The 13995-nt window shown below is 61.4% G+C and carries 11 protein-coding genes, 1 tRNA gene and 1 pseudogene; 7 read left to right on the plus strand and 6 right to left on the minus strand.

Annotated elements, in window-relative coordinates:
* Positions 1-49 precede the first annotated feature (49 nt).
* Entirely contained in the window at positions 50-721 is a 672-nt protein-coding gene (locus HMPREF3162_RS07375; RefSeq protein ID WP_070574781.1) for a uracil-DNA glycosylase, read from the plus strand.
* A gap of 14 nt (positions 722-735) precedes the next feature.
* On the opposite strand, the gene HMPREF3162_RS07380 is transcribed toward HMPREF3162_RS07375, so the two are convergent.
* The gene (locus HMPREF3162_RS07380; protein WP_070574784.1) at positions 736-2805 is read right to left on the minus strand and encodes a threonine/serine exporter family protein; all 2070 of its coding nucleotides are present in this window, start codon (positions 2803-2805) and stop codon (positions 736-738) included.
* A 22-nt stretch (positions 2806-2827) separates the two neighbouring features.
* Between HMPREF3162_RS07380 and HMPREF3162_RS07385 the strand changes: the two genes are divergently transcribed.
* Positions 2828-3898 carry a ketopantoate reductase family protein gene (locus HMPREF3162_RS07385; protein ID WP_070574786.1) on the plus strand — a complete coding sequence of 357 codons (1071 nt, stop codon included), beginning with the start codon at positions 2828-2830 and terminating at the stop codon, positions 3896-3898.
* Positions 3895-4860, plus strand: a complete 966-nt coding sequence (locus tag HMPREF3162_RS07390) for an SGNH/GDSL hydrolase family protein (protein WP_070574788.1) — start codon at positions 3895-3897, stop codon at positions 4858-4860. The genes HMPREF3162_RS07385 and HMPREF3162_RS07390 overlap by 4 nt, the downstream gene beginning before the upstream one ends.
* A 122-nt stretch (positions 4861-4982) precedes the next feature.
* Here HMPREF3162_RS07390 and HMPREF3162_RS07395 read toward each other — a convergent pair whose 3' ends face one another.
* The 4 genes and pseudogenes from HMPREF3162_RS07395 to HMPREF3162_RS07410 all read right to left on the minus strand — a co-directional run.
* On the minus strand, positions 4983-5933 hold the full coding sequence (locus HMPREF3162_RS07395) for an SPFH domain-containing protein (protein WP_070574792.1): 951 nt from the start codon (positions 5931-5933) through the stop codon (positions 4983-4985).
* Between the two features lie 146 nt (positions 5934-6079).
* Complete coding sequence (locus tag HMPREF3162_RS07400; RefSeq protein WP_062020561.1) at positions 6080-7549, minus strand: NCS2 family permease; 1470 nt, start codon at positions 7547-7549, stop codon at positions 6080-6082.
* 72 nt (positions 7550-7621) lie between these two features.
* Positions 7622-7694: transfer RNA gene (locus tag HMPREF3162_RS07405), tRNA-Thr, on the minus strand.
* Positions 7695-7792: 98 nt separating this feature from the next.
* Positions 7793-8172, minus strand: a pseudogene (locus HMPREF3162_RS07410) (helix-turn-helix domain-containing protein); the annotation flags it as partial.
* A gap of 853 nt (positions 8173-9025) precedes the next feature.
* On the opposite strand from HMPREF3162_RS07410, the gene HMPREF3162_RS07415 reads away from it, so the two are divergent.
* Genes HMPREF3162_RS07415 through HMPREF3162_RS07430 form a run of 4 tightly spaced genes read left to right on the plus strand, consistent with a single transcriptional unit; the run spans position 9026 to position 12890 of the window.
* Positions 9026-9982, plus strand: a complete 957-nt coding sequence (locus HMPREF3162_RS07415; protein ID WP_016421885.1) for an iron-siderophore ABC transporter substrate-binding protein — start codon at positions 9026-9028, stop codon at positions 9980-9982.
* Between the two features lie 36 nt (positions 9983-10018).
* Positions 10019-11050: a FecCD family ABC transporter permease gene (locus tag HMPREF3162_RS07420; protein ID WP_141759564.1), complete on the plus strand. Its 1032-nt coding sequence runs from the start codon at positions 10019-10021 to the stop codon at positions 11048-11050.
* 5 nt (positions 11051-11055) lie between these two features.
* Entirely contained in the window at positions 11056-12099 is a 1044-nt protein-coding gene (locus tag HMPREF3162_RS07425; RefSeq protein WP_070575334.1) for a FecCD family ABC transporter permease, read from the plus strand.
* Positions 12096-12890, plus strand: coding sequence for an ABC transporter ATP-binding protein (locus HMPREF3162_RS07430; RefSeq protein WP_070574802.1), 795 nt, complete (start codon positions 12096-12098; stop codon positions 12888-12890). The genes HMPREF3162_RS07425 and HMPREF3162_RS07430 overlap by 4 nt, the downstream gene beginning before the upstream one ends.
* Here HMPREF3162_RS07430 and HMPREF3162_RS07435 read toward each other — a convergent pair.
* Positions 12887-13810 carry a siderophore-interacting protein gene (locus tag HMPREF3162_RS07435; RefSeq protein ID WP_070574804.1) on the minus strand — a complete coding sequence of 308 codons (924 nt, stop codon included), beginning with the start codon at positions 13808-13810 and terminating at the stop codon, positions 12887-12889. The genes HMPREF3162_RS07430 and HMPREF3162_RS07435 overlap by 4 nt on opposite strands.
* Positions 13811-13995 lie beyond the last annotated feature (185 nt).

The following is a 13995-nucleotide window of genomic DNA, read 5'->3' on the forward strand; positions in this document are numbered from 1 at the left end:
TCTGCCCGATTGCGCACAGCCCGTGTGCGTCCGCGCTAGGGTCGTGTGCATGACGATCAACCTGTTGGAAAACGTCAGCCCCGACTGGCTGGAAGCGCTGGGTCCCGCCGTTGCCAAAGTGCGCGAACTCCAGCAGACGGTCCAGCGCGATGCCCAGCACCACCTCGTGCTCCCCCGGCCCGAACAGGTCATGCGCGCATTCTTCGAACCGCTTGCGAACGTGCGAGTGCTCATCGTGGGCCAAGACCCCTACCCCACACCCGGGCACCCCATCGGGCTGTCTTTTGCTGCCGAGCGCCACGTCAGGCCGCTGCCGCGCTCGCTGGCCAATATCTACCGCGAACTCGCAGACGACCTCGGCATACCCCCGGCCGAGCACGGCGACCTTTCGGCCTGGCAGCGCCAGGGAGTCATGCTGCTCAACCGAGTGCTCACAGTCCGCGCTGGTAACGCCGGGTCGCACCGCGGCATGGGCTGGGAGGCCGTCACCGAACAGGCTGTGCGCGCACTCGCCGGCCGGGGCGGGCCGCTGGTGGCGATCCTGTGGGGCCGTCCCGCGCAGACGCTGACTCCCCTGCTGGGCAGCGTGCCGATCATCGCCTCACCCCACCCGTCACCGCTGTCCGCCCACCGCGGCTTCTTCGGTTCGAAGCCGTTCAGCCGCTGCAATTCGCTGCTGGAACAACAGGGTGCAGCACCCATCAACTGGCAACTGGACTGAAGCAGCTGGACTGATCAGGCGGAACTCGGCTGAATTCCAGCATCCTCTCGCAGGGCTTCGAGTTTCTCTTCGGCTTTTGCGCGAGCCCGCGCGGCACGGCGGGACTTCGCGTAGCGCGACATGGGCCGCGACAGGAAATCACCGAGCACAGCACCGGCGGCAATGGCCGAGTTCGCAGTGATCGCCGCAAACAGAGCGCCCAGTCCAACGGCCAGGGGAACTTCTTCGCCCGGCACCGGGATCATCCGGTAGACGGACGCGAAGATCGACAGGCCCTGCAGCAGCGGGAAGATGGCAGGGACAATGAGCACAATCGCCGGTGATCCCAGCCGCGAGGCCACCGGTCGGCAGAACAGACCGACAACCGTCGAAGCGATGAGCAGAGCGAGGATGTTCTCAATGCCCAACAGCGTGGCGCCCACGTAGACGAGGAATCCCACCAGGCCGATGAGCGCAGCCGGTATCACCAGCCTGCGGGCACAGTAGAACCCAATGGCGCCGCAGGCCCCGACGAGGAAAGCGGCGATGACGGCGATGATGGTGGTCAGAACGCTCACACCGCTGCTCTGCACTGTGATTTCAATGGGTTTGAGTTCGAGTGTGTTGCCGATGACAACGGCGCAGGCAATACCGGAGACGATCCCGGCGAAGCCCATGCCCGTTTCAACCATGCGGCCGGCCGCGGTCAGCGGGAAGTTCGACAGCGCGTCCTGCACAGCTGAGACCAGCCCGAGGGTCGGCAGCAGCAGAACGATGCCTGCGGCGACGGAGTACTGCGGCGAGGAAATGAGCTCGAAGTGATGGGCGAGCATCGCTGCCAGCGTGGCGACCGCCGATTGGGCCATGACGAGGAAGAACGTCGGCAGGCCCGTCTTGCCGATCACCCGGCCCACCCAGTCGATGAAGATAGCCAGGCCGAAGCCCAGAACAGCTGACGGCAGGCGACCGCCGATGAGCGTGACAAAGCACCCTACAAGAACACCCCACGCGAGTGTCACAAGCCACTGTGGGAAGGGCCTGCGCTGGGCGCGAATGGCGTCCAGTCTGCTGCGCGCCTGTGCGTAGTCGACTTTGCCTGCAACCATGTCCGATACCAGTCGGTGCAGGGAAGAGACTTTGGCGAAGTGCGGGGAGAGTTCGCGCACAACCCGCACCACCGTCATCTGCTTGCCGTCCGGGTCCGCGTAGTGGATGGTCAGCGCCGTGGCGGTGAGGTCGACTTCTGCGTTCGGCAGACCCATCGAGGTGCACGCGGCAATGACGCTGACCTCGACATCCGAACTTCCCCCACCGGCGCGCAGCACCATGGCCCCGATGTCGACGGCCAGGTCCAAGATCATCCGGGCCTCGGCATCGTTCTTCGCCTTCGCCTGCACCGGCGCCTGGTACGGGGTGCCCTCGAGAACTTTGACGATCGGCACCGGCTGGGTGGTCGGGGCCGGGTCAGAAGCGAAGCGCGCCACCGTGCGCTGTGCAATGCGCTGCGCGGCCCGACGCTTTGAACGTGAGCTGCGGTGTGTCTGCTGCCCGGCACTCTTCTTGGTGCCCTTGGACTTCGCGGTGGCAGCACTGCCGGTGGGCCGTGGGGCAGCCCCATGAGGGCGCCGAGGTGCCTGCCCGGCTGCCGTCGGCTGTTCCGGCACTGCGGGCTGTGCGGAAGGCACGCTGGCGGCACGGTCTGCAGCACGGTCGGCGGCCTGCTGTCGGGCCACGCCTTCGCGCACCTGGTCGACGCTGAGCGAAGCGGTCTGAGCGGCACCGGCACCGGTGCTTTTCGCATCGGGTTCGCCGCTGTCAGCGGCAGGTTCCTCGTCGAAGTGCTCGACTTCCTGCGCTGGCTTGTCGAAAGCGCCGGCCTTCTTCAGGTCAGACAGGAGGTCTCGGGCCCGGGCCGACCGCGCGGGAGGTTCAGAGGCGTGTTCGTTCGACTTCCACGCGGTCGCAGTTTCATGCTGCGGGTCTCGCCCTGTAGTCGATGCCTCCGAGTGCGGTGTGGCGGTTCCGCCGTTTCCGTTGCCGTCGCCGCTTTCTGCGCCGCGGTCGGAAGCGGAGCCGCTGAGGTCCTGAGAATCCAGTGTCGACACGCCTTCCTAGTACTGTTGAGCTATGAGCAGATACATCATTGTGGGAGCCGGAGCCATTGGCGGAATGCTCAGCGCGGGATTCTGCCGCGCTGGGGTTGACCACGTGCTGGTTGCGCGGGGGAGCCAAGCCGATGCTATCGAAACGGCGGGGCTGACAGTCCGCACTCCGCACGAAACTCTGACTGCACATCCAACAGTAGTGCGCTCATCAGCACAGGTGAATCTCCGTGCCGGCGATGTGATCATCCTGGCAGTGAAAACTCAGCAGCTGCCCACCGCATTGGCCGAATGGGCTGACCTTGCCGTCACTGACGAGCACGGCAGCCAGCTGGGCACCGCCGGCGAGCGCCTGCCGCTGATGCTGTTCCTCAACGGCACGGATGCGCAGGAACAGGCACCGCGCTGGTTTGCGACAGTATCGACGACCGTCATCTACACACCGGCGGTCTACACCGAGCCGGGACAGCTGGCGGTGTTCATGGAAGACCGGTGGGCCGGACTCATCACCGGTCCCGTGTGCGGACCGGACGCGCCCCGACCGCAGGCTGGCGAGACTGACGGCACAGCCCTGCCGCAGTACCTTCAGCAGGCGGACGGCGACTTCACGGCCGGGAACTTCGCGTCGGTCATCGTGCCTGAGCCTTCGCCCTACACCTACGGGAAGCTGTTGGCGAACCTCGACAACGGCATCGACGCCCTCGTGGGATCCCTCGACCACAGCGACCTGCTGGAGCAGCTGCAGGACGAAGCCCGCGCCGTCTACCAGGCTGCGGGCATTGTGCACTGCCCGAACCCTCCCGAGGAGCTCGGCTTTGCCGACCGCATTCCCCAAGCCCCCATCGACGGGGTGCAGAACCTGTCGTCCACCTGGCAGTCCATGGCTCGCGGGACCGGCAATATAGAAGCTGACTACCTCGGCGGTGAGATCGTCCGCCTGGCCCACCTGAACGGCATCCGAGCACCCAAGAACAGCCTCGTCATGCAGTGGTGCCGCCGTGTCATGGCCGGAGATCCGACCATTCCCGCCGACCCCAAGGCGCGGGCTGAAAGCCTGCGCGAAGCCTTCACCCACCTCGACCGGGAGAGCCTATGACTGAACGCGACGACCATCGGATCCGCACCTACCTGGCCCTCGGAGATTCGTTTTCCGAAGGGCTCATGGACGAGTCCGCACTGGAAGACGGCCGTTTCATCGGCTGGGCTGACCGGTTTGCGCACGCCCTGACCCAGTCCCCCGTCGGCAGCCCGGACCTGCTGTATGCCAATCACGCCATCCGGGGTCGGCAGCTCGGCGCCATCATCGACGAACAGGTGCCGGTCGCTCTCGATCTCAAGCCCGACCTCGTGTCCTTTGTGGCCGGAGGCAATGATGTGCTGCGCCCAGCCGCCGATGTTGACGGCCTGGCCGAACAGCTGGAGCGGGCGATCTCGGCAATGCGGGCCGAGGGCATCGAGGTGCTGCTGGGCAACGGCTTCGACACAGCCGCCTTCAGCCCCGTGCTGCGCGCACTGCGCCCCCGCGTGGCCGTGTACAACGCGCACATGTGGACCCTGGCCGGACGCCACGGCTGCTACATGCTCGATCTGTGGGGCATGCGCCCCATCTACGCGCAGGAGTACTGGGCACCCGACCGCATTCACCTGAGCACGCAGGGGCACACCATGGTCGCCCAGTCTGCGCTGGGGGTCCTCGAAGAGGACCGGGTGGGCATCCGAGGATTCCGTCTGTCAAAAACCTCCAAGCCGCTTCGCGACCGGATGGAAGACGAAGCCGAATGGCTCAAAGAGCACCTGGCCCCGTGGGTGGGACGGCGACTGCGCGGAACATCGTCGGGGGCCTATCTTGACCCGAAATACCCCGAATGGGTTCGTGCTGCCGAGCTTCCTCTCGAAGCGCGCAGTCAAAGCGGTCACCACGTGTCACCGGCGGCCCACCGCGCTGCCGCTGACGATGCGGCGTCTGCCGACACCGCGGAGACGCCCGGCACCTCGGGAGATCAGGGAGCACCCGATTCTCCTGGCACTTCGGAAGCACCGGGCAGTTCGGGGCCCTGATCGACTGAAACAGCGAAACGGCTGCTGAGCATGTGCTCAGCAGCCGTTTCGCTGGAGTTACGGCCAGCCGCAGCCGAGGCGGTGCGCGGCTTTACGCGCCGCTCGGGCTCAGTGCGGTGCGGTCAGCGGTCGTGCTCGACGCCGAGGCCGTCCTCTTTGACCTGGTTTGTCGCCAGCATCGTGTTGCGGATTTCCTCCGCGAGACCGCCCACTGCCCCGGGGTTGTTCGGCATGAACATGACGTTGGACTTTCCGTTGCGCGCAACGTCCTGCATGGTGTCGAAGTACTGGGTCATGAGCAGCAGCTGTTCGGCGGTCTGCTCAATGCCCACACGGCGCAGGGCTTCGTACTGTTCGGCAATGCCGTTCGCGATTGCCTTGCGCTGGGCGGCGACGCCCTCACCCTGAAGGCGACGCGATTCAGCTTCCGCTTCGGCCTGCGTAACGCGCTTGACCTTGTCAGCTTCAGCCAGGGCCTGTGCCGCAACGCGGTCGCGCTGTGCGGCGTTGATCGAGTTCATCGAATCGCGCACACGCGAGTCCGGGCTGATGTCAGTCACGAGCGTGTTGACAATCCGGAAGCCGTAAGCGGCCATCGATGTCGACAGTCGCTGTTCGACCGAGGTGGCGATGTCGTCCTTCGATTCGAAGGCCGAGTCCAGGGTCAGGGTCGACAGTGCCGAACGGACGGTGTCGAAGACGTAGGAGCGGATCTGCTCTTCCGGGTTCGACAGGCGGTAGTAGGCGTCAACAACCTGGTTTTCGCCGATCACGTACTGCACCGCAACCGGCACCATGACGAACACGTTGTCCTGGGTTTTGGTTTCGATGTTGACTTCGAGCTGGTGCACGCGCAGCGAAATCGGCTTGGTGGTCGTGTCGACGAACGGCGCCTTCATGTTCAGGCCCGGTTCGCAGACTTTGCGGTACTTGCCGAAGCGCTCGACGATGACGCGCTCCTGCGTTTTGACGGTGAAGAAGATCGATGTGCGCAGCCCGCCGAACAGCAGGAACAGCAGCACCACGATGATGATGACGGGGATGAGCGGAATCAGAATGTACAGGGGTTCCATATCTGCGTCCTCATGGTGTTTTCCGATGACGGCAACACTCTATAGGAGCCGCCTCACACCGAAAAGAACTGCGAGTTCGACCAGGTGTCACTCGCCGAGGTGCCGAACCGGCGCTGTGGGCAACGCCAGCTGGGGGCGGTGACCTGTCAGCCGGCCACGAGCGCTTGGATCGGCCCGGATGCGAAGTACACGATGAACAGTGCGGCAGTGAGGTACATGAGCGGGTGCACTTCGCGGAACTTGCCGCGTGCGGCCTTGAGCACGACGTAGGACACGAAGCCCGCACCGATGCCGTTGGTGATCGAGTACGAAAACGGCATGAGAACGATCGTGAGGAACGCGGGGACTGCAATCTCAATGTCCGTCCAGTTGATGCGCACAACCTGCTGCATCATGAGGAAGCCGACGAAGACCAGTGTCGGCGCTGCCGCCTCGGAGGGGATGAGTGCGGCCAGAGGAGCGAGGAACACCGTCAGCAGGAACAGCGCACCGGTCACAACATTCGCCAGACCGGTGCGAGCACCAGAGCCAACACCCACGGTCGATTCGACGAAGCCGGAATTCGACGAGGTTCCGCCCAGACCGCCGACGATGGCACCGAGAGCATCGGCCACCATGATCCGCTTGGCGCCTTCTACCTGACCGGACTCGTCAACGAGTTTCGCCTGCGTGCCGACGGCCATCATGGTGCCCAGCAGGTCGAAGAAGTTCGTCAGCAGCAGGGTGAACACCACGAGAACAGCGGTGATGATGCCAACCGACTGGAATGAGCCCAGCAGGTTGAACGAACCGAGGATCGACAGGTCTGGCGAATGGAACCAGCCGCCTTCGATCTTCGGCACCGTCAGACCCCATCCGCCCGGGTTGGCGACCTCGCCGTCAGCTCCGGTCTTCGGTCCCAGGTTGAACACCGCTTCGAGTGCGAACGCGATGACGGTGGCAATGAGGATCGTGTAGAGGATCGCGGCGCGCACGCCCCATGCGTAGAGGACGAACAGCAGCAGAAGCGCGACCGTGAACAGCAGCACCGGCCAGCTGGCAATCGACCCGCCCTGGCCCAGTTCAAGCGCTGTGCCGCCGGAGTTGCTGATGAAGCCGGCGTTGATCATGCCGATGAGCGCAATGAAGAAGCCGATGCCCACACCGATTGCGGATTTCAGCTGGCCTGGCACCGCGTTGAAGATCGCGGTGCGGAAACCGGTGACCACCAGCAGAAGAAGAATAATGCCTTCAATGACCACCAGGCCCATCGCATCGGCCCACGTCATACCTGGAATGACAACAACCCCGAACGCCATGAACGCGCTCATGCCCAAAGCTGAGGACACCGCCATGGGGAAATTGCCCACCAGGCCCATAAGCAGGGTGAGAAGACCCGAAATGAGCGATGTCGCAGCAGCCACCGCGGCCAGGTTGGGAGTGTCTCCCCCGCCGAGGAACGCACCCGTCGAATCAGCGGCCGCACCGATGAGGATCGGGTTGAGCACGATGATGTAGGCCATTGCCAGGAAGGTCGTCAGACCACCCCTGATTTCGGTGCCCACAGTGGAGCCGCGCTGAGTGATTTTGAAGAAGCGGTCAAGGCCGCTGAGTCTGCTGTCTGCTGCGTTCGTCACACGGGAAGTCTAGGTGAGACTCAAAACAGAAACGGGAAGCACCTCGTGCTGAGGTGCTTCCCGAAGAAGCTGAGCCCCCTGTCAGACTCGAACTGACGACCTTCGCTTTACAAGAGCGGTGCTCTACCAACTGAGCTAAGGAGGCGGACGGAGGGACTCCCTCCGATCGTGAGCAGTTTAGTCCAACAGCCCACACAGCCCAAATCAGTGTGCGTGCGGTCTGCGGCTGGGGTTACCCGCAAAAAGGTATTGCAGACGATGGTGCGACTTGAGGATGACAATCGCCTGGACTTTCAGGCGCGTCCCTGATTCCTCAAGTCCCGCAATTTTTTTAGATACGCGTTTTCCGCTTCCAACCGCGCAATCTGACGGCACAGCTTGTCTTCTTCTGTAAGCCGCTTCGGTGCAGCCGAGCCTTTGGGCCTGCCCTTCGGCTTCGGTTTCAACGCGTCATCGCCGCCTGTACGCCATGTCCTGGTCCAATCTTTGACGAGCTGGTCTGATGACAGGCCAAACTCGCGGGCAAGATCCATTCTTGTCTCGCCGGCAAGGTAGCGTTGGACAACTTCCTTCTTGATTTCAAACGAGTACTGCTGCTTTGTCGGTTTCTCCACAAGACATAGCCTGCCATGCAGCTTAAACCGACGATAGAGCATACGGGCGGCATACTTGGAGACACCAAGGGCATTGGCAGCGGCTGTATAACCCATGCCTTGCTCAAATAGTTCGACCAATTGCTCGCGCTGATGCTGACTTAGCGAACTTCGTGCTCTCAATGACAACTACTCCCCACTAGTCGGTAACTGATTTCTCAGTCCAACTAATGGGGAGCAGTTCACATTTGTTGCGGTAGGGGGCCTATTTTTTCTTATTGGCGCCCACGCTTTCCGCTTGGCTGCAGCGCCAGCGAAATGTGAGATTGTGCGAGCGCAGTGCTGGGGGGATTGCGTCACGGGAGGCGCCGGCGCCCTATTTGGCGGCGTGAGGATGTGCAGATGTCGCTAGACCGGGAATGCGTGGCCGACGGCGCCGTATTTGGGGCGCTAGCAGGGGTGAATGTCGCTAGAACGGGAATGCGTTAAAGACACTGATTTGCAGCTCCGCAAAACTGCAGGTCAGGGAATTGTCGCAAAATTCGGAGGCGCGCCTGTGTTGACAGATTCCCGTTCTAGCGACATTTCGACCTTCGAAGTGCAACTTTTCCGACAGTTGGTGCCACGAGTTGCAATAGCGCGAGCATCTCGGCACTGAGAGCCAGGGTGGCCAGCGTGGCGACGGTGGCCAAGGTGGCGATGGAGTCGGTAGCGGCCGAGCAGGAAGCGGACTAACTTAGGGTAGCCTATTGTGTGGTTAGCCTTACCTGTGTAGTATCGACCCGATTGCTGTGTTGGCCGTAGCCGAAAGAGGCCATCAGTCTCTTGGGGCTACGGGTACTTTACAGCGTTTCAAAGAGTTCCTTACGCGTTAGGATTTCACATGTTTCGAAACAATTCGCTGACCCGTCGAGCGGCGCTGAAGACCGCCGCTGTCTTGGCAGCATCCACTCTTGTTCTGTCTGGTTGCTCCCGAGGCGACGACGCGGCGGCGTCAAAAAATGAGGGCACCGGGGACGAGCGCATCGCCGCAGTTGGCCTGGGAGACAGCGATACCTTGCTCGCTCTAGGCATCCAACCAGTCCTCGTAGCGCCCTGGGGTGCTGAGGGAGATGTTGATGCGTCTGGCGTCGGCCCATGGGCTACCGAAAAGCTCGGCGACAACAAGCCTGAAGTGGTTTACGGTACTGCCAACGGATTCACTGCTGAAATCCTGGAGAAGATCTCCGCCGCTGATCCGGACAAGATCATTGCGGTGAACTCTGCCGTAGACGCGCAGGCGAAGAAGGCGCTTAATGACATCGCCCCAACCACCGTTAAGCCAGACGGTGCCACGGACTGGCAGATCCCCTGGCGGGATCAGGTCAACCAGATCGCCGGCGCTGTAGACAAGCAAGAAGAAGGCGACAAACTCGTCGAAGAAACGCAGAAGGCCTTCGATGATTTCCAACAGCAGCACCCTGAGCTCAAAGGCAAGCGTGCGGCTATCGTCATGCCTTATCAGGGAAAGATCGGCCTGTACACCTCCGGTGACGGTCGCGGGCAGTTTATCAAGAGTCTGGGCTTCGAGATCCCGAAGGAGCTCGAAGGTAACGGGGGCGAGTTCTACCGCGACATCGCACCTGAGAACTACAGCGACCTCAACAACGTCGATTACCTCTTCATCCTTGATTACCAGGGTGCCGCCGATACCTTGAAGAAGGATCCAACATTCAGCAAGCTGGACGTTGTTCGCGAAGGCAAGGTCCGCTGGATGGACGAAAACGTGGGCAATGCAATGAGTATGCCAAACCCATTGACCATCCCCTGGGCAGTCGACAAGTTCTCTGACGCAATTTAATTGAAAGTGTCCGTTTCAAGGACTCGACATTCTTTGGTGTTTTCCCGGCGTTTGATTACTTCGGCCGCACTCGTTGGCTTGGCTTTGCTGCTGCTTGCCTCCCTGTACTTGGGTTCCAAAGATCTTTCCATTGGCGAAGTGACCAGCATCCTCATGCATGGTCCGCACCCATCTACGCAATCCGGCATCAATGCTGAACAGTCCGGCATCATTTGGGACTTGCGCGTTCCGCGCACCCTCTTGGCTGTGATCACAGGCGCAGCCCTGGCTATGGCGGGTGCCATTGCTCAGAGCTGGACCCGCAACCCCCTGGCAGATCCCGGCATTATCGGCGTGAACGCTGGAGCAAGTTTCGCAGTCGCTGCGGCACTGACCTTGGGCTGGGCAACGACGGTCGGGGAGCGGACACTTGTAGGGCTCGTCGGGGCGGCCGTCGCTGCCTTAATCGTGCTGTTGATTTCCCGCGTATCGCGTAACCCGCTAACTCTGGTACTCGTGGGCGTGGGAGTTACCTTCGCCCTGCAAGCAGCCACGAATATGCTGAGCCTCTATTCTTCCGACACCCTGGAAGGGCTCCGCCGCTGGACCGTTGGCTCTACGGCTGGGCGGGGTATGGAAGACGTGGCCTTAGCTGCTTTAGGTCTAGCACTAGGTGCTCTATGTGGTGCGCTTGCAGCACGCCCGCTGGATCTACTTGCGATGGGAGAGGACTCCGCCCGTTCCCTTGGCAGCTCGCCCACGAGAACCCGCTTGTTGGCTGCCGCAGCGGTGATCATCCTCGCCGGCTCGGCGACAGCCACTGTGGGGCTTGTGACATTCGTGGGCTTCGCCGTGCCACACCTACTACGCCCGTTTACCGGCCCGTCCCTGACTCGCCTCTTGCTGCCGACCGGCATTGTTGGTGGCGCGGCTGTGTTGCTAGCCGATATTGTGGGCCGCTTCGTCCTGCAGCCTAACGAGCTGGAAATGTCCATTGTCTTAGCTATTGTCGGTGCCCCAGTGATGATTCTGGCGGTGCGACGTAAGAAGAGTTCACCGACCTCGAATGACTCGGAGCTGACGATATGAGCGATATGACGTCTATCCGTAGTCTTAAGCGTTCACGAAGCAGACGCGTCCTGGCGGCTTCGGCAGGGTTCGCCCTCATAGCGGCTCTTTGTTACTGCTTAATCCTGGGGCAAGGAGCGGTGAAGCTCAGCCCGATGGAAGTCATCGAGGTTCTCACCGGTGGGGGCACACAGCAAGCAATCAACGTGGTGTGGGATCTCCGCCTGCCTGTAGCAATCGCTACCGTTCTGGTCGGCGCGGCTCTAGGGCTGGCAGGTGCGTGGACTCAGACCATGGCCCGCAATCCGCTGGCCAGCCCGGACATTCTCGGTGTATCCGGCGGCGCGGCGGTTTTGGTTGTGGCGGGCACCGTAGTTACCCGCCCTGCATGGAGTGAGGGGGTGCCGACGTTCTGGTGGCGTGCTGCACTCGCTTTGCTTGGCGCACTAGTGATCGTTGGTTTGCTCGTTCTACTCGGTGGCTTCGGGACGTCGCAGCGCGTAGTGGTCATCGGCCTGGCACTGTCTTTCCTCACGCAGTCTTTAGTGCAGTATCTCCTGCTCCGGGCTGACTTAACTCGTGCCACGGATGCCCAAACTTGGCTCGCTGGGTCTACCGGCTTTGTGCGTATGGAAGCTTTGTTGCCTATGGTGTTGGGCCTGTTGCCCTTCGTAGTTTTAGGCCTCTGTGTTACGCGCGATGTCCCTCTTCTTTCTCATGATGACGCCACCGCGTCCACACTTGGGGTAAATGTCACGAGGGTGCGCGCTATTTTGCTCATTGCCGCAACGGGCATTGTCGCGGTGGTGGTTTCCTTTGTCGGCCCAATTGGATTCGTGGCACTATTGGCTCCTCAGCTGGCCAAGCTGGTGGCCGGAACGCCCACGCCCCATCCGTTGTGCTCTACTTTTGCAGGCGCTGCTCTATTAGCTGCGTGCGCCGTCGTGGCGGGCGCACTGCCATTTACATCCCCTGTGGGTTTGGTTACCGCCATCATCGGTGGCCCCGCGTTGGTGTTGCTTGTGTGGTTGGCGGCCCGTCGCGGAACTCTGAAAGGAATGGTTCAATGAACGTTCAAGCTGATCACGTCACCGTGGGCTACAACGACGGCCCAAGCATTGTTAAGGACGTGTCTTTCACTGCAGAGCCCGGGAAGGTCACCACGCTCTTAGGCCCCAATGGTTGTGGCAAGTCGACGTTGCTCAAGACGCTTTCTCGGCTGCTTGCTCCCGCCGAAGGACGGGTTCTTGTAGAGAAAAAGGACGTGCATAGTTTGCGGTCGCGCGAAGCCGCCCAACTAATTGCGCTTTTGCCACAACACCCGCTGTGTCCGGCGGGATTGACCGTTGGAGAACTTGTGGAGCGCGGACGGCACCCTTATCGTCGATCGCTCTGGGGTGCGGGAGCGACGGCGTCAGAAGATAAAGAAAAAGTGCGCGAGGCGCTGAAGAAGACGAAGGTTGACCATCTTGTTGCCCGCGACGTGGCGGAGCTTTCTGGCGGCCAGCGGCAGCGGGTCTGGATGGCGATGGTGTTGGCGCAGGATACGCCAATTGTGCTGTTGGACGAACCGACTACCTACCTAGATCCGGCACATGCGATAGAGATTCTAAGTATCGTGCGGGAGCTCGCTCAAGAGGGCAAGACGGTGATTACCGTACTTCATGATCTTGGCCTGGCGGGAACTTTTAGCGACGAGATGATCGTCATGAAGGAAGGGGAAAAGATCGCCGAGGGTTCTCCAAAGGAGGCTCTGACGGTGGATGTGTTGCGCGAGGCATATGGCCTGAATGCCGAGGTGTGGGAAGATCCCCGCGGTATGGCTCCGATTATTGTGCCGCGAGGGATTGTGGCTAATTAAGGCCGTGCCCTGCCTAGGAACCAATAGGGGCACCACTGCACGGATTCGCTATTGAGGCCCCAGGTGTGAATTGCGTGGCGCCGTACTTCCTTGCAGAGCTGTCCTTCACCCGCGACCCAGACGTACTTCGACTGTGTTGCGGGGTGTTCGGCACGGTCCAGTTGCTGTAGGTGGGACATCACTGCCGTGCTGAAGTCCGTTGTAGCGCTAAACAGCACTTCTAGGCTGCCCAGCTTGCTCTCCCAGTCGGCGACGAGGGATGGCTCGAGGTCACCATGGTTCTCGGCGACCACTACGAGGTGTATGTCGCGCAACTGTTCCGGGGTAAACGCATCCGCGTAATCCAAAATGGCGCGAACGGAAGGTACGGCAGATGGGTCTGCGATAAGTGTTTGTGAACTTTGCGCGCGGTGCCAGAGGCCCTGGCATGTCCAGATGCCTACCTGGTCGCCAACACGAGTTGCAAGAGCCCAGGCGAGCCCTGGTCCGACGTGCTCATCCTTTGGATTTTTGACGCCATGTGTCGCCACGTCGAAAGTTATCTGTCCGCACTCGGGATCGAGTGAGCGTACGGTGTACCAACGTAAATTTGGGCGTTGGGTCTCCGGCATGGCTGTAACGCTTGCGCGGATATTGGCGCCACCTCCGTGGAGTGGTAAATGGAGATTCTCGCCGGGCTTAGCCGGCATAAAGAGGCCAAAGAATTCGTCCGGGCCGGAAAGCTGAAAGCCGACTAGCTCGGGGGAGCGGATGACAATCCTCTGCAGGTTTTCTGCCGGGGCGCTGACGTCATAAACAGTGGCGCGGATGATTCGATGGTGCGGTTCAGAAGGGGCGGCCAAGAGTAGGTGGTCAGAAAAGGCCGCGCGGTAGGCGGAAGTGCTCGTCGGAGTGTTCAGGGTAACTGGGTTCGAGGTCATAGTGGGAGTTAACTTACCCTTACCTAAAGCAAAAGTGAAAGGGTGAGGGGCAGAAAAAGCCCCGCGGGGATCCGAGGTGAACTGGCCCCCGAAAGTTGGACTGGTTTAATTCTAGGCGGTGAGGGCTTCAAGGGTCTGATTTCGATATTGCTGAGGTTACCCACGTTTAGTGGACACCCTATTAG

This window comes from Brevibacterium sp. HMSC07C04 (assembly GCF_001815905.1).
In the GTDB taxonomy this organism is placed as follows: Bacteria; Actinomycetota; Actinomycetes; order Actinomycetales; family Brevibacteriaceae; genus Brevibacterium.

Coding starts and splice junctions, on each gene's coding strand:
- HMPREF3162_RS07425 (WP_070575334.1), top strand. CDS start 11,056: ATGACGTCTATCCGTAGTCTTAAGCGTTCACGAAGCAGACGCGTCCTG.
- HMPREF3162_RS07395 (WP_070574792.1), bottom strand. CDS start 5,933: ATGGAACCCCTGTACATTCTGATTCCGCTCATCCCCGTCATCATCATC.
- HMPREF3162_RS07385 (WP_070574786.1), top strand. CDS start 2,828: ATGAGCAGATACATCATTGTGGGAGCCGGAGCCATTGGCGGAATGCTC.
- HMPREF3162_RS07375 (WP_070574781.1), top strand. CDS start 50: ATGACGATCAACCTGTTGGAAAACGTCAGCCCCGACTGGCTGGAAGCG.
- HMPREF3162_RS07430 (WP_070574802.1), top strand. CDS start 12,096: ATGAACGTTCAAGCTGATCACGTCACCGTGGGCTACAACGACGGCCCA.
- HMPREF3162_RS07435 (WP_070574804.1), bottom strand. CDS start 13,810: ATGACCTCGAACCCAGTTACCCTGAACACTCCGACGAGCACTTCCGCC.
- HMPREF3162_RS07415 (WP_016421885.1), top strand. CDS start 9,026: ATGTTTCGAAACAATTCGCTGACCCGTCGAGCGGCGCTGAAGACCGCC.
- HMPREF3162_RS07390 (WP_070574788.1), top strand. CDS start 3,895: ATGACTGAACGCGACGACCATCGGATCCGCACCTACCTGGCCCTCGGA.